This window comes from Acidovorax sp. FW305-C-20-28 (assembly GCF_058783375.1).
Map to the genome: position 1 here is coordinate 541,179 of NZ_JBYSYM010000001.1, position 18,706 is coordinate 559,884.

Below are 18,706 nucleotides of genomic sequence, written 5' to 3' on the forward strand. Positions count from 1 at the left end.
TGTGCGCCGGTTGGAGTGGCCGTGCCGGATCAGCGCCAAATAGCCGACTGCAGGCCTGTCCCCTCCTCCGGCACACCTTCACACCGCATCGGTCGGCTCAGCCGGTGCGTGGTTGCCCGCCCGCCTGGTCTGCCGCAGCAGCAGCCAGGCCATGAGCGCCAGCGCCCCCACGCCTGCCAGCAGCACGCCCCACAGCACGGCACTGCGCGTGGAGATGCCGCCGCTGGCGGCTGCAGCAGGCACCTGCGCGCTGTCTTGGGGCTTGCCACCGGTGATGTCGGCACGGGCGACATCGGCCAGCGCCATGGGCAACTGGTTCTCTTGAGCGGGCTGGTAGCCCGGCACCAGGCTGGCCAGGGGCAGGAAGGCACTGGCCGCCGCGCTGGCGCCGGGCAGCCCGGCCGCCAGTGTGAAGGGCCCTTGCCCGCTGGCCAGGAACACCAGCTGCGCGGGCTCGAACTGCAGCGCCATCTCGGGCGCGGCGACAAAGCCGGGGGTCTTGGGGTCGGCTTCGACCTTGATCTCGCGCACCGAGGCTCCGCCCAGCTCGACGGGGCCGCTGGCCTGCTCCTTGCCTCCCATGGTCATCTTGTAGACCACCGCGCTCGCCAGCGGCGACCAGGGCTGCTCACGGTGGTTGCGCCCCAGCACACGCACAGGAATCAGCACATTGCTGCCGGGCGGCTTGATCTGGAGCGCGGCGACTGGCGTCGCAAACGGCAGTGCAAACACCAGCTCGCGCGGGTTGTTGCCCAGTGGCGGCATCGCCATGCTGGCGCTGACGCGCTCGCGCGGGCCCGTTTGGGCCGAGGTAGCCAGCTGGACGCCGCGCAAGGTCACCGCAGCATCGCCCCAGGTCACGCGCAGGTAGTGGCCCTTGAGGTCGGTGCGTTGCAGGTCGATCTGCTCGCTGCCCAGGCGGCCTGGTGCCGTGGGTGCCATCGCAGCGCTGGCGCGGTACAGCACGGTCTCGGCCAGCGGGTGCCAGTGCTGGAGGTCCTTGCTGGCCTGCACCCGGAACGTCACGGGTTGGCCTGCGGGCAGATCCGCGTCCAGGGCCATGCGGGCCACGGGCAGCTGCACATCGCGCGCGTCGAGCAACGCGCCCCACACGGTTTGTGTGGCTGCAGGACTTGCGGTGCCGGCCCTGTCGATCTGCACCACGCGCTGGCCCTGGCGCTCCTCGATGCGCAGCGACAGGCCTTCCAGCCCTGCCGTCCCCGCGCTGGCTGCGCCCAGGATGGGATACGCGGGCAAGGTCACCGACCCCTCGGGGGCACTGGCCGCCGCCACACCGGCCAGTGCCATGGGCACGGGCTGGCCCAGGCCGTTGAAAAGGCGCAGATCGGCGTAGCCCGGGCTTTGCAGGCGCACCAGCACCTCGGCGGGCAGCAGGATGCGCTGCAGCGGCGCATCGGCCGCGAGCGTCACGGGAAGGCGGATGGCGTAAGCCGCGGGGTCGTTGGCATCGCTCACCGCGTGGGCCGCACCGGCACACAGGGACAGGGCGGCAGCGGCCAGCGCCAGGGGCAGGTTCAGAGCAGCAGGCTTCATGGCAGTGTTTCTTGTTGCGATGGCGCCAGCGGCGGCGCAGCAGGCTCCGCGCGGGCAGCCGCCTTGGGCGGCAACGGCGCAAAGTAGCCCACCACCAGCATGAGCACACCTACGGCGATGAAGGCAATGATGCGTTCGGCACCGCCGGCATTGGACAGATCGATCAGCAGCAGCTTGACCACCACCCCGCCCAGCAGGCCCGCGCCCACCAGCCACAGCGGCCGCTGCGCGCGCCGGTGCGCCAGCACCATCATGCCGAGCGCCAGCAGCGTCCACAGGATGGCGTAGCCGGTCTGCACCACGAAGCTGTCGAACAGCGCCGACGCATTCCAGCGCACGCCGAAGAAGTGGTGGGCCACACGCAACCACACGGTGTTGATCACGATGAAGGCCAGCAGCGCCAACGCCTGCAGCGCATGGCGCCCGGTGACCCAGCCCGAGCGGGCCGGGAGCGGCAGCGCCGAAAGCAGTGCCCGCCGCCAGAACACCAGGCCGCCCAGCGCGAGTGCGAGCGTCAGGTCGGTGGGGTTGAGCAGTGGAATGTAGGGCAGCGGCGCGGTGTGGCCCGACGAATGCACTGCCGCCAACAGCGCGCCCCAGAACACCGTCAACGCCATGGGCAGGGCCGCCAGCCAGTAGTAGGCCTCGGCATGCGGGTTGAGCGGCCAAGGCAGCGCTGCACGCGCCGCCGGCCGGTTGCCACGACCCGCCCACAGCGCCAGCAGCATCAACACCGCAATGGCGCTGACCAGCAGGACCACACCGGCCCAAGAGGTACGCCATAGCTCGGCCTTGCCGATGCCGGACCACAGGCAGTCGGCCAGCAGCAAAGTCACGAGCCATGCCGTGGCGGCATGGAACCAGCCAGCGAGCGGGCTGGGAGCACCCGGCTTGCCATCCACATCGGCCGCCACCTGCAGCCGGTCCGTCTGCCGCAGCATCCACACATGCAGCGCCAGCACGACGGGCCACACGGCCCAGGCGGGGGTGGCGAGCACGCGGTAGCCATCGGCCACCTGCACGACCAAGCCCAGCGCCAGCACGGCAATGGTGCCGCGCGCCGGCCAGGTAGCCACTGCCCAGCGCGTGCGAAGGCCCAGCACCATCGACAGCGCGGCGCTGAGCACGACGGCCAGCATGGCCAGCAGTTCGGTCACCTGTTCGGAGAACACCGGCGTGGGCCACTGGCCCGCTTCCAAGCCGGGCACATGCCGCGTGATCTCCATGAGCCAGGCCAGGCACCAGAACACAAAGCCGTAGAGATAGGCCGGGTTGGACAGCCGCGCCTCCACACCCGCATAACCCCGGGCCCAGGCGGAGCCGCTGTGCGGCAGCGGCTGGCGCAGCCACCAGGCCAGGAGCAGCGAGGGCAGTGCGATCAGCAACGCGCCCAGGAAGGCGGGGTTGACCAGCGGCAGCGGCGAGATGCTGGAGGTGCTGCCCAGGAAAGCCAGCATGGCCACGGCCTGCAGCACAAGCCCGAAGGCGCGCGGCATCCAGCGGGCCTGGCGCATGCCGACCCAGAAAGCGCCTGCGCCTTCGAGCGCCCAGACCGCAGACGTCCATTGAGCGTCCAGCGCCAGCGGCACGGCCAGGGTGGCAAAGCCCACGCCAACGGCAATGAAGCATTCGACGAGCAGGCGCCAGCTGTCCAGCGCGCGGCGCGCCAACACGGTCGCAGCCACCAGGTACAGCGCGGCAAAGGCCATGGCGGAGAAGGCGGCGCCCAGCTCGAAAGGCTGTACCAGCCCGGCCTGCAGACCAAAACCCACCAGCGGCGTGCCGAAGACCAGCATGGTGTCCACGGCATTGCCCAGCTTGGTGGGCGTGTTGCGGGCATAGAGGATGGCCGCACAAAGGTAGATCAGCACAAAGCCCGCAAGGAAGGGCTGCGTGCTGGCGTAGTGCTCGGGCTGGTACTTGAGCGCACCCCATGCCGAGGCGACGCCGAAAGTGGCGACAAAGCCCACCACGTTGAGCATGCGCCAGGAGCGCTTGTGGGCAATGAAGAGAATGGCCAGGTTCAGCAGGGTGTAGTAGCTGAACAGGCCCACATGGCTGCCCTGGCCCGTGGACAGCAGGATGGGTGCGGCAAAGCCACCGGCAAACGCAGCCACGGCAAGTGCGCGCGAGTCCTGCAGCAGCGCCAGCGCGCAGCTGGCCGCGCAAACCGCGATCATCAGACCGAAGGCATAGAGCGGTGGCAGCAGCCCGTAGAGCCGGAAGGCGGCGAAGACGGTGAGGTACATGACCGCCACGCCACCGCCCTGCAGGGCCAGCGCAAAAGCGGGCTTGTCAGCGCGCTTGCGGAAGCCCACCACCAGCAGCGCAATGCCCACCGCCGCGACCGCAGCCAGGCGGAATTCGACCGGCAACAGCCCGGCCGAAGCGGCATACCGCGCCAGGAAGGACAGGCCAATGAACAAGATCACCAGGCCTGCCCGCACGATGGTGTTGCCGCCCAGGAGCCAGTTCCTGGCGGCCAGCACGGCCTGCTCCAAGGCGTTGGGTGGGGCGGGCTGGCGAAGTACATCGGCGCGGGGAGGCACCGGGGCCGAGGTGGAGGCCGAGGTCGGGGCGGTCGGCAGGCCGTGCGGCGTGAGTTCGCCAGTCCAGAACGGATCGTCCGCGTCCGGGCGTTTGTCCAGGGGCTCCGGCGGGGGCGGCGGCGAGGGCGAGGGCGAGGGCGAGGCCACCTGTGCCTGGTCTTCGGCTGTGGGCGCCGCGTGCACCGCCGCAGCGGGCGGGGTGACAGCCTTCGCGGCCTGCGCCTGCAACTCCGTACGGATGGCGGAGCGCACTGCCCAGCGCAACGACAGTCCGGCAAAAAAGCCCAGGATGGCGCCGACAAACGGTCCGAAGTCGCCATGGCCGTCAAACCACGAACCCAGCACCGCGCCCCAAAAAATGCCCCAGATGATCATGCCGCTCGCTCCCTCTTTGGGACTTCCTTCGACAGGCGGCCTGCCTGTGCGAAAGAAGCCACCGTATTTTTAGCCCCACCGGACAACGCGCAACCCCCTGAGCATTGCGACAAGGCGCCCCGGTCGTGCAAAGGGTGCGCGCGGCAGCTGGGTGGTTCTGCGGTGGTTGTGCAGTGGCGTCGCAGGCTTATACAGCACACCCTGTGGTAAGTGCACGCCCGAACGCCTTGTTACTTTGGCGCATGCCCATCCAGCGCGCTTTGCTGCGAAATCAGTAGCGTCCTCATTTCGGCCGGGCCAGGTGCGTGAGCGGCAGCGCCCCGCTGGCCTTGACCTCGCCCAGCGAGAAGCTGGTGTGCATGTCCTTCACATTGGGCAGGTTCAGCAGCACATTGCGCGCGAACTGCGAAAAACTCTCCAGGTCGCGCGCCACCACCTGCAGCTCGAAGGTGCCGGTGCCACTGATGTAGTGGCAGGCGATCACCTCGGGGATCTGGGCGATGGCGTCCTCCATCTCGCGCGTGAGGTTGCCGGTGCTGCGGTCGGCATCGAGCCGCACGAAGGCCAGCACCCCCAGGCCGATCTTGTTGCGGTCGATCTCGGCGCGGTAGCCCTTGATGAAGCCCTCTTCCTCCAGCGCACGCACGCGGCGCCAGCAGGGCGCGGCCGACAGACCCACGCGCTGGGCCAGCTCGGCATTGGTCAGGCGGGCATCGGTTTGCAGCTCGTTGAGGATGGCCAGGTCGAATTTGTCGAGAGTGTTCACAAAGTGCTTGGTTTGAGAAAGATCCTTTCTCAGAATAGCCTAAATTCGGCACACAACGCAAAGACATATCAGCGACGCGGGCATACACTTGTCTCCACACTGGAGGTGCCGCCCTAAACGGGAGGCGCGGCCATGAACCACCGCTTCCACAAGAGGCGCACCCCACAAAAGCCATTGGAGACATAGCCATGAATGCCCCGCTGCCCGAGCACATCCGCAAGGCCCTCGAGACCGTCACGCTCGACGACAAATATTCACTGGACAGCGGCAGAGCCTTCATGAGCGGGGTGCAGGCCCTGGTTCGCCTGCCCATGCTGCAGCGCCAGCGCGATGCCGTGGCAGGGCTCAACACCGCCGGCTTCATCAGCGGCTACCGCGGCTCGCCGCTGGGCACCTACGACCAGGCCCTGTGGGCGGCCAAGAAGCACCTGGCGGCCAACAACATTGTCTTCCAGCCCGGGGTGAACGAGGAGCTCGGCGCCACGGCCGTCTGGGGCACGCAGCAGCTCGACCTGTACCCCCAGTCCAAGAAGTTCGATGGCGTCTTCGGCATCTGGTATGGCAAGGGCCCGGGCGTGGACCGTTGCTCGGACGTGTTCAAGCACGCCAACATGGCGGGTACGGCCAAGCACGGTGGTGTGATCGCCATCGCGGGCGACGACCACATCAGCAAGAGCAGCACGGCCGCGCACCAGAGCGACCACATCTTCAAGGCCTGCGGCACGCCGGTGTTCTTCCCGAGCAGCGTGCAGGAAATCCTGGACATGGGCCTGCACGCCTTCGCCATGAGCCGCTTCTCGGGCGTGTGGTCGGGCATGAAGACCATCCAGGAGGTGGTGGAGTCGTCGAGCAGTATCTCGGTGGACCCCGACCGCGTGAAGATCGTGATGCCCGAGGACTTCGTGATGCCGCCCGGCGGCCTGCACATCCGCTGGCCCGATGCGCCGCTGGAGCAGGAAGCGCGCCTCATGGACTACAAGTGGTATGCGGCCCTGGCGTACATCCGCGCCAACAAGCTCAACTACAACGTGGTCGAAGGCCCGAACGACCGCTTCGGCATCATCGCCAGCGGCAAGGCCTACAACGACACGCGCCAGGCCCTGGTGGACCTGGGCCTCGATGACGCCACCTGCCGCCAGCTCGGTATCCGCGTGCACAAGGTGAACGTGGTGTGGCCGCTCGAAGCGACCATCACGCGCGACTTCGCACAAGGGCTGCAGGAGATCCTCGTGGTCGAGGAAAAGCGCCAGGTCATCGAGTACCAGCTCAAGGAAGAGCTCTACAACTGGCGCGCCGACGTGCGCCCCAATGTGCTGGGCAAGTTCGACGAGCCCGAGGGCGATGCGACGGGCGGCGAGTGGTCCATGCCCAACCCCAGCCAGAACTGGCTGCTGCGCGCCAAGGCCGACCTGACGCCGGCCATCATTGCCAAGGCGATTGCCAAGCGGCTCAAGAAGTTGGGGGTCTCGGACGACATCATCGCCCGCATGGACGCGCGCATTGCCGTCATCGAAGCCAGCGAGCGCGGCATGGCCGAGCTCAAGGTGGACACGGGTGAGCGTGCGCCCTGGTTCTGCAGCGGCTGCCCGCACAACACCAGCACCCGCGTGCCCGAGGGCTCGCGTGCCGTGGCCGGCATCGGCTGCCATTACATGGCCAACTGGATGCCCGACCGCAACACCTCCACCTTCACGCAGATGGGCGGCGAGGGCGTGACCTGGGTGGGCCAGGCACCGTTCACCACCGACCAGCACGTGTTTGCCAACCTGGGCGACGGCACCTACTTCCACAGCGGGTTGCTGGCCATCCGCCAGAGCATCGCGGCGGGTACCAACATCACCTACAAGGTGCTCTACAACGACGCCGTGGCCATGACCGGCGGCCAACAGGTGGGCGAGCGGCCCGAAGGCCACTCGGTGCTGCAGATCATGAACAGCCTGAAGTCGGAGGGCGTGGTCAAGCTCATCATCGTCACCGACGAGCCGCAGAAGTACGACGGCGTGGCGCTGGCCGAGGGCGTGACGGTGCACCACCGCGACGAACTCGACGCGCTGCAGCGCCAGTTCCGCGAGATCAAGGGCTGCACGGTCATCATCTACGACCAGACCTGCGCCACCGAAAAACGCCGCCGCAGGAAGCGCGGCACCCTGGCCACGCCCGACAAGACCGTGGTCATCAACGACCTGGTGTGCGAGGGCTGTGGCGATTGCTCGACCAAGTCCAACTGCCTGAGCGTGGAGCCCGTGGAGACGGAGTTCGGCCGCAAGCGCCGCATCAACCAGAGCACCTGCAACAAGGACTACTCCTGCGTCAACGGCTTCTGCCCGAGCTTTGTCACGGTGGAGGGCGGCAAGCTCAAGAAGCCCAAGAAGGAAAAGAAGGGCGACCTGGCCAGCCTGCCGGCCATCCCCGATCCCGTGCTGCCCGTGGCCGAATCGGCCTGGGGCATCGTGGTCGGCGGCGTGGGCGGCACGGGCGTGATCACCATCGGCTCGCTGCTGGGCATGGCGGCCCACCTCGATGGCAAGGGTGTCATCACGCAAGACGCTGGTGGCCTGGCCCAGAAGGGCGGCGCCACCTGGAGCCACATCCAGATCGCCAACCGGCCCGAGGCCATCTACACCACCAAGGTCGACACCGCCAAGGCGGACCTGGTGATCGGCTGCGATTCCATCGTTGCGGCGCACAAGTACACGCTGGCCGTGATGCAGCCGGGCCGCACCTTCGTGGCGCTCAACACCCACGGCACGCCCACGGCGGCCTTTGTGACCAACCCCAACTGGCAGTTCCCTGGCGCCAACTGCGACAGCGCCATTGCGGCGGCCGTCGGGGCCGGTGGCGTGGGCAGCTTCGATGCCGAGCAGGTCGCCACCCAACTGCTGGGCGACAGCATCTACACCAACCCGCTGATGCTGGGCTACGCCTGGCAAAAAGGGCGCGTGCCGCTGACCCATGCCTCGCTGATGCGCGCCATGGAGCTCAACGGTGTGCAGGTGGACAACAACAAGGCGGCCTTCGAATGGGGTCGCCGCTGCGCCCACGACGTGAAGGCCGTGCAGTCGCTGTTCCAGGCGGCACAGGTGATCGAGTTCGTCAAGAAGCCGTCCATCACGGAAATGCTGTCCAAACGCGTGGACTTCCTCACGGACTACCAGAACGCTGCTTACTCCGCCGAGTACACGGCCTTTGTAGAGAAGGTGCGCGCTGCCGAAGGCCAACTGGGCACCACGACGCGCCTGTCGGAGGCCGTGGCGCGCTACCTGTTCAAGCTCATGGCCTACAAGGACGAGTACGAGGTGGCACGCCTGCACACCGACAAGGCCTTCACGGACAAGATCGCGAACATGTTCGAGGGCGACTACAAGCTGGTGCACCACCTGGCCCCGCCCATGACGGCCAAGAAGAACGAGCGCGGTGAACTGGTCAAGCGACCCTTCGGCCCGTGGATGCGCAGCGCCTTCGGCGTGCTGGCCAAGCTCAAGGGCCTGCGCGGCACCGCCTTCGACCCCTTCGGCCGCACCGAGGAGCGCCGCATGGAGCGCGCGCTGATCGTGGAGTACCGCGCCTCGATCGACGAGCTGCTGCAGGGCCTCACCGCCGACAACCTGGCGCTGGCCGTGGAGATTGCCCGCATTCCCGAAGAGATCCGCGGCTACGGCCATGTGAAGGAACGCCACCTGGCGGCGGCCCGCCCCAAGTGGGAGGGCCTGATGGCCCAATGGCGCCAGGGCGGTGCGGCGCGGACCGAGCGCCAGGCCGCTTGAAGTCCGGCGGCCTGGCCGCACCTTGTATCGAGAGCCCGCGCTTGCGCGGGCTTTTTTGCTATCAAGGGTGTAGCAATTGATCCTTTGCAGGCTTGCCAAAACAGGCATTCTGTGGAGGACAACAAACACCCGCTGCCACCTTGGGTCATACCCCTTGGGGGCGTGGCGGGGGCCCGCATACAATGTCCTGTTCCGCCCGGTGAGCGCGCAGGCGCTGTCTGCAGGCGGTTTTCAGTGTGTTTTGACCATCCGTTGTGGAGTTCCGTCCGTGTTTATTTCTTCTGCTTTTGCCCAGACCGCTCCCGCCGCCGCTGCGGGCGGTGGCGACATGATGTCCTCGCTCACCGGCATGCTGCCCCTGGTGCTCATGTTCGTGGTGCTGTATTTCGTCATGATCCGCCCCCAGATGAAGCGCCAGAAGGAACACCGCGCCATGATCGACGCCATCGCCAAGGGCGATGAGGTGGCCACGGCCGGCGGCATCGTGGGCAAGGTCACGCGCCTGTCCGAAGGCTTCCTGCACATCGAGATCGCCAACGGCGTGGAAGTGCAGCTGCAGCGCAGCGCCGTGGTGCAGGTCCTGCCCAAGGGCACGGCCAAGTAAGGCCCGAGAGAGCCCCGTGTGTCCAGGGCGCCCGGTGCAAGGCCGGCGCCCTCTGAAGCTTTCCAAGAGGCAAGAGCGCGATCATGAACCGATATCCGGTGTGGAAGTACGCGATCCTGGTGATCGTGCTGCTGGTGGGGACCCTGTACACCCTGCCCAATTTCTTTGGCGAGGCCCCTGCGGTGCAGGTGTCTGCCGTCAAATCCTCCGTGAAAGTGGACACTGCGGTCCTGCAGCGGGTGGAAGAGGCGCTCAAGGCCGCCAGCATCACGCCCGTTTCCGTGAGCCTGGAGGGCAACTCGGTGCGGGCCCAGCTCGACTCGGTGGACACCCAGGGCAAGGCCAAGGACGCGATCCAGAAGGTCCTGGTTCCCAATGAGGCCGATGCCTCCTATGTGGTGGCGCTCAACATGTTCTCGCTGTCGCCCAAGTGGCTGACCTCGATCCATGCCATGCCCATGTACCTGGGCCTGGACCTGCGCGGTGGCGTGCACTTCATGCTGCAGGTGGACATGCAGGCCGCGCTGACCAAGAAGGCCGAGTCCTATGCCGGCGACCTGCGCACCCTGCTGCGCGACAAGAACATCCGCCACAGCGGCATCAGCCGCGATGGCCAGGCCGTGGAAGTGCGCCTGCGCGACGAAGCCACGCTCACGGCCGCCCGCAACCTGGTGAGCGACCAGTTCCCCGACCTGGTGGCCACCAGCGTGCCCGACGGCAGCGAGTTCAAGCTGCGCGCCACCATCAAGCCGGAGGCCACGCGCCGCGTGCAGGAGCAGGCGCTCAAGCAGAACATGGTCACGCTGCACAACCGCATCAACGAACTGGGCGTGGCCGAACCCGTGATCCAGCAGCAGGGTCTGGACCGCATCGTGGTGCAGTTGCCGGGTGTGCAGGACACGGCCAAGGCCAAGGACATCCTGGGCCGCACGGCCACGCTGGAAGTGCGCATGGTCGACGAAGGCACCGAGGCCCGCGCGGCCGAATCGGGCCGCGGCCCGGTGCCGTTCGGCTCCGAGCGCTACCCTGATCGCAGCGGCCAGTCCATCGTGGTCAAGAAACAGGTGATCCTGACCGGCGAGAACCTCACCGACGCCCAGCCCGGCTTCGACGGCCAGACCCAGGAGCCCACCGTGAACCTCACGCTGGACGCCAAGGGTTCGCGCATCTTCCGCGACGTCACGCGCGAGAACATCAACAAGCGCATGGCCATCGTGCTCTTCGAAAAGGGCAAGGGCGAGGTGGTCACGGCCCCCGTGATCCGCAGCGAAATCGGCGGCGGCCGGGTGCAGATCTCGGGCCGCATGACCACGGCCGAGGCCAACGACACGGCGCTGCTGCTGCGCGCCGGCTCGCTGGCAGCGCCCATGGAGATCATTGAGGAATACACCATCGGCCCGAGCCTGGGTGCCGACAACATCGAGCGCGGCATCCACAGCGTGGTCTGGGGCCTGGTGGCCATTGCGGCCTTCATGTGCTTTTACTACATGCTGTTCGGCGTGTTCTCCAGCGTGGCGCTGGCCGTCAATGTGCTGCTGCTGATGGCCATCCTGTCGATGCTGCAGGCCACGCTCACGCTGCCCGGCATTGCCGCCATGGCCCTGGCCATCGGCGTGGCCATCGACTCCAACGTGCTGATCAACGAACGCATCCGCGAGGAACTGCGCGCCGGCCTGTCGCCGCAGGCGGCCATCCATGCGGGCTACGAGCGTGCCTGGGCGACCATCCTGGACTCCAACGTGACCACGCTGATCGCCGGCCTGGCGCTGCTCGCCTTCGGCTCCGGCCCGGTGCGCGGCTTTGCCGTGGTGCACTGCATCGGCATCCTGACCAGCATGTTCTCGGCCGTGTTCTTCTCGCGCGGCCTGGTGAACCTGTGGTACGGGCGCCAGAAGAAGCTCAAGAGCGTGTCGATCGGCCAGGTCTGGAAACCCGATGCCGACGGTGCGAACTCTGTGGCCAAAACGAACTAAGGACAGCGGCCATGGAATTTTTCCGCATCAAAAAAGACATCCCTTTCATGAAGCACGCGTTGATCTTCAACGCGATTTCCTTCCTGACCTTCGCGCTGGCCGTGTTCTTCCTGCTCACGCGCGGGCTGCACCTGTCGGTGGAGTTCACGGGCGGCACGGTCATGGAAGTGGCCTATGTGCAGCCGGCCGAGCTCTCCAAGGTGCGCGAGACGGTGGCTGCACTGGGCTACCCCGACGTGCAGGTGCAGACCTTCGGTTCCGCGCGCGACGTGATGATCCGCCTGCCCGTGCAGAAGGATGTCACTTCTGCGCAGCAGAGCGAGCGTGTGCTCACTGCGCTCAAGGCGGCAGACCCCGAGGTCACGCTGCGCCGCACCGAGTTCGTCGGGCCGCAGGTGGGCGAGGAACTGGTGCACGGCGGCCTGATGGCCCTGGGCATGGTGGTGCTGGGCATCGTGATCTACCTGGCCTTCCGCTTCGAGTGGAAGTTCGGTGTGGCGGCCATCATCGCCAACCTGCACGACGTGGTGATCATCCTGGGCTTTTTCGCCTTCTTCCAGTGGGAGTTCTCGCTGTCGGTGCTGGCGGCTGTGCTGGCCGTGCTGGGTTATTCGGTCAACGAGTCGGTCGTGATCTTCGACCGGATCCGGGAGGCCTTCCGCAAGTACCGCAAGATGACGACGCACGAGGTGATCGACCACGCCATCACCAGCACCATGAGCCGGACCATCATCACCCACGCCTCCACCGAGGCGATGGTGCTGTCGATGTTCTTCTTCGGCGGTCCAAGCCTTCATTACTTTGCACTCGCGCTGACCATTGGTATCCTGTTCGGTATCTACTCCTCGGTGTTCGTGGCCGCGGCGATTGCCATGTGGCTCGGCGTCAAGCGCGAAGACCTGATCAAGACCAACACCAAAAAGGACGGCGATCCCAACGATCCCAACGCCGGGGCCACCGTCTGAACCGCTAATATTGGCGCATGCAAAACTCCCCTGCCCCCTCACCGCAGCGCCGCCTGGCACGCCTGGCGCGCCAGCGGTTCGTTGAGGGGCTCTGTGCAGGGCTGGCAGAGGTCGACAAGGCTGTCGCTGACTTTCTCGGGGTGCTGATCGCGCAGACCGGGACGGCGCGCGAGATGCAGTCCCGCCGCGACACCTGGATGCTCTACCAGCAGCACCATGCCAAGTGGGTGTCGGCCACCAGCAACGCCTGGCAGGAGGCATTGGCGCCCCACACCAGCGCGCGTTCGGGCCTGTCCGCGGCAGGTGGCGGCAACAACCTGTCGTTCGAGCTGCTCAGCGACGATGTGGTGGAAAACAAGATCGTCGCCTCGCGCATGGCGCTGACCGTGGCCGAGCAGGCGGGCCAGCAGTTCGATGCGCTGCGCCAGCGCACCCAGGTGCTCGAAGGGCAGGAGATCGACAGCGGCGACATCCTGCGCCCCGAAACCATCTGCCTGCTGCTGGTGCAGCAGTGGGTGGAGGTGGGCCTGCCGCGCACCGACCTGCTCACCGTCGTGGACCCCTTGCAGCGGGAACTGGCGAATGTGCTGCAAAAGCAGTACCAGGCCACCAATGCCTTCTACGTGGAGCAGGGCGTGGCCGTGCCTTCCGACCTGCGCTCGCGGGTGCGGCGCACCGGTGCGGGGGGCGGCGGTGGTGCACCGGGCGGTGGCGACTCAGGCCCGGGCGGACTGGCATCGCAGGCCCTGGCCCAGTCGCGCGAAGCGATGGTGGCGGCGGGACGCCAGGGTGGCGGGCCCGCGGGCATGTACCCGCAGCAGATGCAACCGGGCCCCCACATGCAGGGGCAGCGCATGCCCCAGGGGCCGGGCTACCCCATGCCCCCGGGCGGCATGGGCTTTGCCACGGGCATGACGCCGTTGATCCGTGCGCGCCAGCGCGCGCAGGGTGTCATGGGCCAGTTGCGGCGCCTGCTCACCCAGCCGGCGACGGGCTACGACATGATCAAGGCGCCGCCCGCCTCGGCAGCGCTGGCCCACGCGCTGTCGGCCCAGCGCGTGCAGGCCGATACCTATTACAGCGGCATCGCCACGCTCATGGAGGACTACAGCCCGGCCGCCGTGGTGCAGGTGGCGGGTGCGGTGCGCGAGCGCTCCACCGAGTTCAAGAACAAGGCCTCCACGGCCGGTGAAAAAGCCATCATCGAGGTGGTGGCCCTGATGTTCCAGAGCATTCTGGCCGAAGACCGCATTCCGCCGGCCGTGCGCGTGTGGTTTGCGCGCTTGCAGGTGCCGGTGCTGCGCGTGGCGCTGGCCGAGCCCGAGTTCTTCAGCAACCTGGACCACCCCGCACGCCAGCTGATCGACCGCATGGGCGCCTGCGTGATGGGCTTCGACTCCACCAGCATCAACGGCAGCGCCCTGGAGGCCGAGATCCGCCGCGTGGTGCAGGTGATCGAACAGTACCCGGAGACCGGCCGCCGCGTGTTCCAGCTGGTCTACGACGAGTTCGAGAAGTTCTTGTCCAAGTTCCTCACCGAGAAGCAGGCGACCTCGCGCCTGGTCAGCGTGGCCCAGCAGGTCGAGCAGAAGGAAACCCTGGCCATCCAGTACACCATCGAGCTGCGCACCATGCTCAAGGACATGCCGGTGCGCGACGAGATCCGCGAGTTCCTGTTCAAGACCTGGGCCGAGGTGCTGGCCCTGTCCGCCGTGCGCGATGGCGCCCAGCATGCCGACACCATCACCTTGAAGCGCACTGCGGCCGACCTGGTGTGGGCCGCCAGTGCCAAGCCCAACCGCAGCGACCGTGCGCAGGTCATCCAGAACCTGCCGGGCCTGCTGCAGCGCCTGCGCCAGGGGCTGGCGCTGATGGGCATCCACGATGCCCCGCAGGATGCCCTGATCAAGACGCTCACCGACACGCTGGCCGATGCCTTCCTGTCCAAGACAGCGTCGATTCCGCAGGCACACATCGAGGCCATGGCCAAGCGCCTGGCTAACCTCGAGGATTTCATCAACGATGCGACGCTGGGCGACATGCCGCTCAATGCCGACAACATCGAGATGATGCTGGGCATCGACGCCTCGTCCATCCACGTCGTGGCCGACAACGGCGCGCCGGTGGACGAAGGCATGGTCGTCTGGGCCCAGGAGCTCAAGCCCGGTACCTGGTACACGCTGGACCACAACGGTGCATCGGCCCAGGTGCAGTACGCCTGGCAGAGCCAGCGCAAGCAGCTGCACCTGTTCGCCGCGGTGGACGGCAGCAGCTACCTGATCCAGCTGCGGCGCCTGGCCGCCTACCTGCAGGCAGGCCTGCTCGTGGCCCAGGACGAAGAAGGCATCACCACGCGCGCCACGCGCGACGCGCTGGCCAAGCTGGATGCCAATCCGGAGCGCCTGCTGGGCTGATTGCCGCTGCCGGGCAGAGGCCTATGCCGTGCCCATGCGCTGGAACAAGCCACCGGGCAGGCGCGCCACATTCCCCGAGAGTTCGAGCTCTAGCAGCTGAACCTGCAGGCTGGCCGCATCCATGCCGGTGCGCGCCAGCAGCGCATCCAGGCCCATGGGGTCGAATCCCAGGGCCTGCAGCAAGGGGCTGTCCTGCCGCGAATGCCCGCGGCCCAGGCCTTGCGCGCCCCCCGCAGCGCTCGCCGGGGCGGCGGCCGCACCGGGCAGTCGCAGCTCCTCCAGCACGTCCTGGGCAGACTCCACCAGCTTGGCGCCCTGGCGGATCAGGGCATGGCATCCGCGGGACTGGGGCGAGTGGATGGACCCCGGGATGGCGAACACCTCGCGGCCCTGCTCGGCCGCCAGTCGGGCTGTGATCAGCGAGCCCGAGGCCAGGGCGGCCTCGACCACCAGCGTGCCCTGCGAAAGCCCCGAGATGATGCGGTTGCGTTTGGGGAAATTGGGCGCCAGTGGTGGCGTGCCCAGTGGGTACTCGCTCACCAGCAGCCCCTGCCGGGCGATGCGGTGGGCCAGCGCCCGGTTGGCGGCCGGGTAGACCCGGTCCAGGCCGGTGCCCACCACCGCAATCGTCGCCGGATGGCTTTCGTCCAGGCCGGCACTTTCCAGTGCGCCTTCATGGGCCGCAGCGTCGACGCCCAGTGCCAGGCCCGAGACGATGGTGAGGCCGGCAGCGTGCAGGGACTTGGCGAACTGCAGGGCGTGTTCCGCGCCCTGGGCCGTCGGGTTGCGGCTGCCCACCACGGCCAGGCAAGGCCGCTCGCCCAACGGGTGCTCGGACGACAGGCGTGCTGCAGGGCCCATCAGGTACAGCAGCAGCGGCGGATCGTCGGTGTTCAGCAGGGTGCGCGGGTAGCCGGCATCGCCCAGGGTGAGCAGCGTCCGGGCTGCGGCCCCGGGTTCGGGCGCATCCTGCAGCCATTCCCAGGTGGTTTCCACCAGGTCCGCCAGGGTGGGCGGGAGGGTGCGCAAGGCCTTGGCCTGCGCCGGGGTCACGCACTCCAGCAAGGCCGCTTCCGATTGCTCGAAGATGGCCTGCGGCAGGCCGAATCGGGCCAGCAGCAGGCGCGCAGCGGCATTGCCCACGCCGCGCGACAGCGTCAGCCTGAGCCAGGCCTGCAACTCGTCGTGGTCCATGGGCATGGCGTCGTGGCCCGGTGGCTTCACAAGCCAGGCGCATTCCCCTGCAGGCGGGGCCTAGTGCCTGCTGCAGGGCGGCTGCGCCGGCGACTTGTTACTCTTGCGGGCTGACCAGCCGGTCGCCCACGCGCACGCCGGTGCGGATCTCCAGGATCAGCGCGTAGGACACGCGGTCGAAGGTGCGGAACACCATGGCCAGGCCGTTGCTTTCGCTGGGCAGCTTGATCATGGGGAGCTTGGGATCGGTCTTGTCCTTGATCACGTCGCCCTTGGTCATCAGGCGCATCACGTGGCCGGCTTCGATGCCATTGCGGGAGCCCAGGTTGATGGCGACCACCTGGTTCTGGCCAGCCGAACCGGCCGATGCGCCGGAGGCGGAGCTGCCGTAGATGGAGACCACGCGGGCCTCGGTGCCCTCACGGGGCGCACGGGGTACGTAGCTGATGAACTCGCGTGCAGGTGCGGGCAGCAGCCGGTCGCCGGCCCGGATTTCTTCCTTGCTGCCGCTCAGGTCCACGGTGGCGGGCACGTAGTCGGTGCGGATGCCGCCCTTGCCGTCGGAGGACTTCTCGAAGTTTTCGCCGCGCACCAACTCGGCCTTGCCCAGGTACTGGGCTTCGTAGCCCAGGACCTCGCCCGTCTGCGGGTCCTTGAGGGCCACGGCGTCGCGGAACACGCGGAACTGGCGCGGTTCGCCCGGCTCCATCGTGAGGGGAGCCGCTGCATCGCCGCGCACATAGGCACGGTCGCCCGTGGCCATGAGCACACGTTCTTCCTGGGTGGCGATCACGCGCGGTGCGCGCTGGAGCACGTTGGCATCCACCACCACCGGCTCCACGAGGAAAGGCTCGATCAGGTGCGGCTTGAGCGTTGGCAGGGCCGTGCTGGACAGGCTGTCGGCGCGCGTGGCGGGCGAAACGCGCACGGTGCCGGACGAAGCGGAGCCGCCGCCCGGGGCCGTGGTGCGCAGGCGGGCATAGCCACCGTCCTTGTCCAGGTACAGGGTCTGGCCGGGGTAGATCAGGTGCGGGTTGGGCAGGGCCTGCATGTTCATGCCCCACAGCTCGGGCCATCGCCAGGCGCTCTTGAGGTACAGGCCGGAAATGCCCCACAGCGTGTCGCCGCGCTTGACCACGTAGACATCGGGTGCGTTGGGTGCCAGGTCGGCCACGGGGATGCCGCGCTGCGACACGTCCTGCGCCGTGGCGCGTTGCTGGCCGGAAATGGGGTGATTTTGCGCCTGGGCCGGTGCGACGAGCAAAGCGCCTGCGGCCACGGTCAGGGCGCCCAGGGCGGTTCGCCGCGCGCTGGTGAATGCCGTCATGTGGTTCCTTTTCTGATGCATTGTGAAACGCCCCCTCACTGGCGTCCGAACTGTGTTGCACATGCAAGCAGCCGGACGAATACGTTACAAACCTTCTTAGATTCTCTGCTCAAGCCCTTGATTCGGCAACGATTATTGAGTTGAGTATCTGCAGCTTGGGGCAAAAGTGGCGAAAATAGCGACATCTATTACCCGATTCCATGGCAATTCTCCCCATTCTCTGTTACCCGGACCCCCGGCTCCACAAGATCGCCCGGCCGGTCGAGGCCGTGGATGCGCGCCTGAAGACCCTGGTCTCCGACATGCTGGCCACCATGTACGACGCCAACGGCATCGGCCTGGCAGCCACCCAGGTGGACGTGCATGAGCGCCTGATCGTGATCGACGTCTCCGAGGGGCGCAACGAACCCATGGTGCTGATCAACCCCGAAATCGTCTGGGCCAGCGCCGAAAAGCACGTCAACGACGAGGGCTGCCTCTCGGTGCCCGGCATCTACGACGGGGTCGAGCGCCATGACGCCGTGCACGTGAAGGCGCTCGATGGCGAGGGCCAGTCGCGCACCATCGAGGCCGAAGGCCTGCTGGCGGTCTGCATCCAGCACGAGATGGACCACCTGATGGGCAAGGTCTTCGTCGAATACCTGTCCCCCCTGAAGCGCAACCGCATCAAGACCAAGATGGTCAAGCAGCAGCGGGAGAACCGCTGATGGCCGTGGTGGCGCCCCGCGTGTTGCGTGGTGCCGCTGTGCTGGCCCTGCTGGCAGCGTTGTCGGCCTGTGCCGTGCCTTTGCGTGAGCCGTTGGGTACACCGCGCGCCCAGGTGCTGGCGCGGCTAGGCCAGCCCACCTCCGTTCACCCCCTGCCCCAGGGCGAGCGGCTGCTGTACTCCCAGTTGCCCGCCGGCACCGAGGTCTACAACCTCGATTTCGATGCGGCCGGCCGCCTAGTGCGCTCCGAGCAGGTCCTGACGCAGACCCGGCTGGAGAGCATCCCGCTGGACCAGTGGACCCGGGCCGACCTCGCGCGCACCTTCGGCCCGCCGCTGCGCGTGGAGCGGGTGGCGCGCTGGGACGGGGACATCTGGACCTACCGCTTCAAGCAGGGCTCCGACCCGCGTTTTGCCCACGTGCACCTCGATCCCGCCGGCGTGGTCCGCCGCATCGGCTTCACCGACGACATCCCCAATACCGACAAGGGGCGCGACTGACCATCCCTGTTGCA

12 protein-coding genes are annotated in these 18,706 nt (G+C 67.4%); 7 read left to right on the top strand and 5 right to left on the bottom strand.

All coding sequences use genetic code 11. The features are described 5' to 3' along the window. Positions 1-78: 78 nt before the first annotated feature. The 3 genes from AC3WOH_RS02520 to AC3WOH_RS02530 form a co-directional block, all read right to left on the bottom strand. Positions 79-1,554 (bottom strand): DUF3999 domain-containing protein, encoded by a 1,476-nt coding sequence (locus AC3WOH_RS02520; RefSeq protein WP_492227822.1) that lies wholly within the window; start codon positions 1,552-1,554, stop codon positions 79-81. After that, positions 1,551-4,478, bottom strand: a complete 2,928-nt coding sequence (locus AC3WOH_RS02525; RefSeq protein WP_492227823.1) for a DUF2339 domain-containing protein — start codon at positions 4,476-4,478, stop codon at positions 1,551-1,553. Before AC3WOH_RS02525 ends, AC3WOH_RS02520 begins: the two co-directional genes overlap by 4 nt. A 283-nt stretch (positions 4,479-4,761) precedes the next feature. Further along, positions 4,762-5,244, bottom strand: a complete 483-nt coding sequence (locus AC3WOH_RS02530) for an Lrp/AsnC family transcriptional regulator (RefSeq protein WP_492227824.1) — start codon at positions 5,242-5,244, stop codon at positions 4,762-4,764. Positions 5,245-5,432: 188 nt separating this feature from the next. Between AC3WOH_RS02530 and AC3WOH_RS02535 the strand changes: the two genes are divergently transcribed. The 5 genes from AC3WOH_RS02535 to AC3WOH_RS02555 all read left to right on the top strand — a co-directional run bounded on the left by AC3WOH_RS02535 (position 5,433) and on the right by AC3WOH_RS02555 (position 14,964). Continuing rightward, positions 5,433-9,008 carry an indolepyruvate ferredoxin oxidoreductase family protein gene (locus AC3WOH_RS02535; protein ID WP_492227825.1) on the top strand — a complete coding sequence of 1,192 codons (3,576 nt, stop codon included), beginning with the start codon at positions 5,433-5,435 and terminating at the stop codon, positions 9,006-9,008. Between the two features lie 268 nt (positions 9,009-9,276). Continuing rightward, complete coding sequence (gene yajC / locus AC3WOH_RS02540) at positions 9,277-9,612, top strand: preprotein translocase subunit YajC (protein ID WP_492227826.1); 336 nt, start codon at positions 9,277-9,279, stop codon at positions 9,610-9,612. An 83-nt stretch (positions 9,613-9,695) separates the two neighbouring features. Continuing rightward, positions 9,696-11,585: a protein translocase subunit SecD gene (gene secD / locus AC3WOH_RS02545; RefSeq protein ID WP_492227827.1), complete on the top strand. Its 1,890-nt coding sequence runs from the start codon at positions 9,696-9,698 to the stop codon at positions 11,583-11,585. A gap of 11 nt (positions 11,586-11,596) precedes the next feature. After that, entirely contained in the window at positions 11,597-12,550 is a 954-nt protein-coding gene (gene secF / locus AC3WOH_RS02550) for a protein translocase subunit SecF (RefSeq protein WP_184855470.1), read from the top strand. A gap of 17 nt (positions 12,551-12,567) precedes the next feature. After that, positions 12,568-14,964 carry a DUF1631 family protein gene (locus AC3WOH_RS02555; protein WP_492227828.1) on the top strand — a complete coding sequence of 799 codons (2,397 nt, stop codon included), beginning with the start codon at positions 12,568-12,570 and terminating at the stop codon, positions 14,962-14,964. A gap of 21 nt (positions 14,965-14,985) precedes the next feature. Here AC3WOH_RS02555 and dprA read toward each other — a convergent pair whose 3' ends face one another. After that, the gene (gene dprA / locus AC3WOH_RS02560) at positions 14,986-16,158 is read right to left on the bottom strand and encodes a DNA-processing protein DprA (RefSeq protein ID WP_492227983.1); all 1,173 of its coding nucleotides are present in this window, start codon (positions 16,156-16,158) and stop codon (positions 14,986-14,988) included. 97 nt (positions 16,159-16,255) lie between these two features. Beyond that, a complete protein-coding gene (locus AC3WOH_RS02565; protein WP_492227829.1) occupies positions 16,256-17,485 on the bottom strand; it encodes a LysM peptidoglycan-binding domain-containing protein in 1,230 nt (409 codons plus the stop codon). A gap of 200 nt (positions 17,486-17,685) precedes the next feature. Between AC3WOH_RS02565 and def the strand changes: the two genes are divergently transcribed. Together def and AC3WOH_RS02575 are read left to right on the top strand one after the other, a co-directional pair. Next, complete coding sequence (def, locus tag AC3WOH_RS02570; RefSeq protein ID WP_184855473.1) at positions 17,686-18,192, top strand: peptide deformylase; 507 nt, start codon at positions 17,686-17,688, stop codon at positions 18,190-18,192. Next, positions 18,192-18,692 (top strand): hypothetical protein, encoded by a 501-nt coding sequence (locus AC3WOH_RS02575; RefSeq protein WP_492227830.1) that lies wholly within the window; start codon positions 18,192-18,194, stop codon positions 18,690-18,692. Before def ends, AC3WOH_RS02575 begins: the two co-directional genes overlap by 1 nt. Positions 18,693-18,706: the final 14 nt, after the last annotated feature.

Excerpts from the sequence above, each read along its gene's own strand:
- AC3WOH_RS02565 (WP_492227829.1), bottom strand. The coding sequence starts at position 17,485 with ATGACGGCATTCACCAGCGCGCGGCGAACCGCCCTGGGCGCCCTGACC.
- AC3WOH_RS02535 (WP_492227825.1), top strand. The coding sequence starts at position 5,433 with ATGAATGCCCCGCTGCCCGAGCACATCCGCAAGGCCCTCGAGACCGTC.
- dprA (WP_492227983.1), bottom strand. The coding sequence starts at position 16,158 with ATGGACCACGACGAGTTGCAGGCCTGGCTCAGGCTGACGCTGTCGCGC.
- AC3WOH_RS02575 (WP_492227830.1), top strand. The coding sequence starts at position 18,192 with ATGGCCGTGGTGGCGCCCCGCGTGTTGCGTGGTGCCGCTGTGCTGGCC.
- def (WP_184855473.1), top strand. The coding sequence starts at position 17,686 with ATGGCAATTCTCCCCATTCTCTGTTACCCGGACCCCCGGCTCCACAAG.
- AC3WOH_RS02525 (WP_492227823.1), bottom strand. The coding sequence starts at position 4,478 with ATGATCATCTGGGGCATTTTTTGGGGCGCGGTGCTGGGTTCGTGGTTT.
- AC3WOH_RS02555 (WP_492227828.1), top strand. The coding sequence starts at position 12,568 with ATGCAAAACTCCCCTGCCCCCTCACCGCAGCGCCGCCTGGCACGCCTG.
- AC3WOH_RS02520 (WP_492227822.1), bottom strand. The coding sequence starts at position 1,554 with ATGAAGCCTGCTGCTCTGAACCTGCCCCTGGCGCTGGCCGCTGCCGCC.
- secF (WP_184855470.1), top strand. The coding sequence starts at position 11,597 with ATGGAATTTTTCCGCATCAAAAAAGACATCCCTTTCATGAAGCACGCG.
- secD (WP_492227827.1), top strand. The coding sequence starts at position 9,696 with ATGAACCGATATCCGGTGTGGAAGTACGCGATCCTGGTGATCGTGCTG.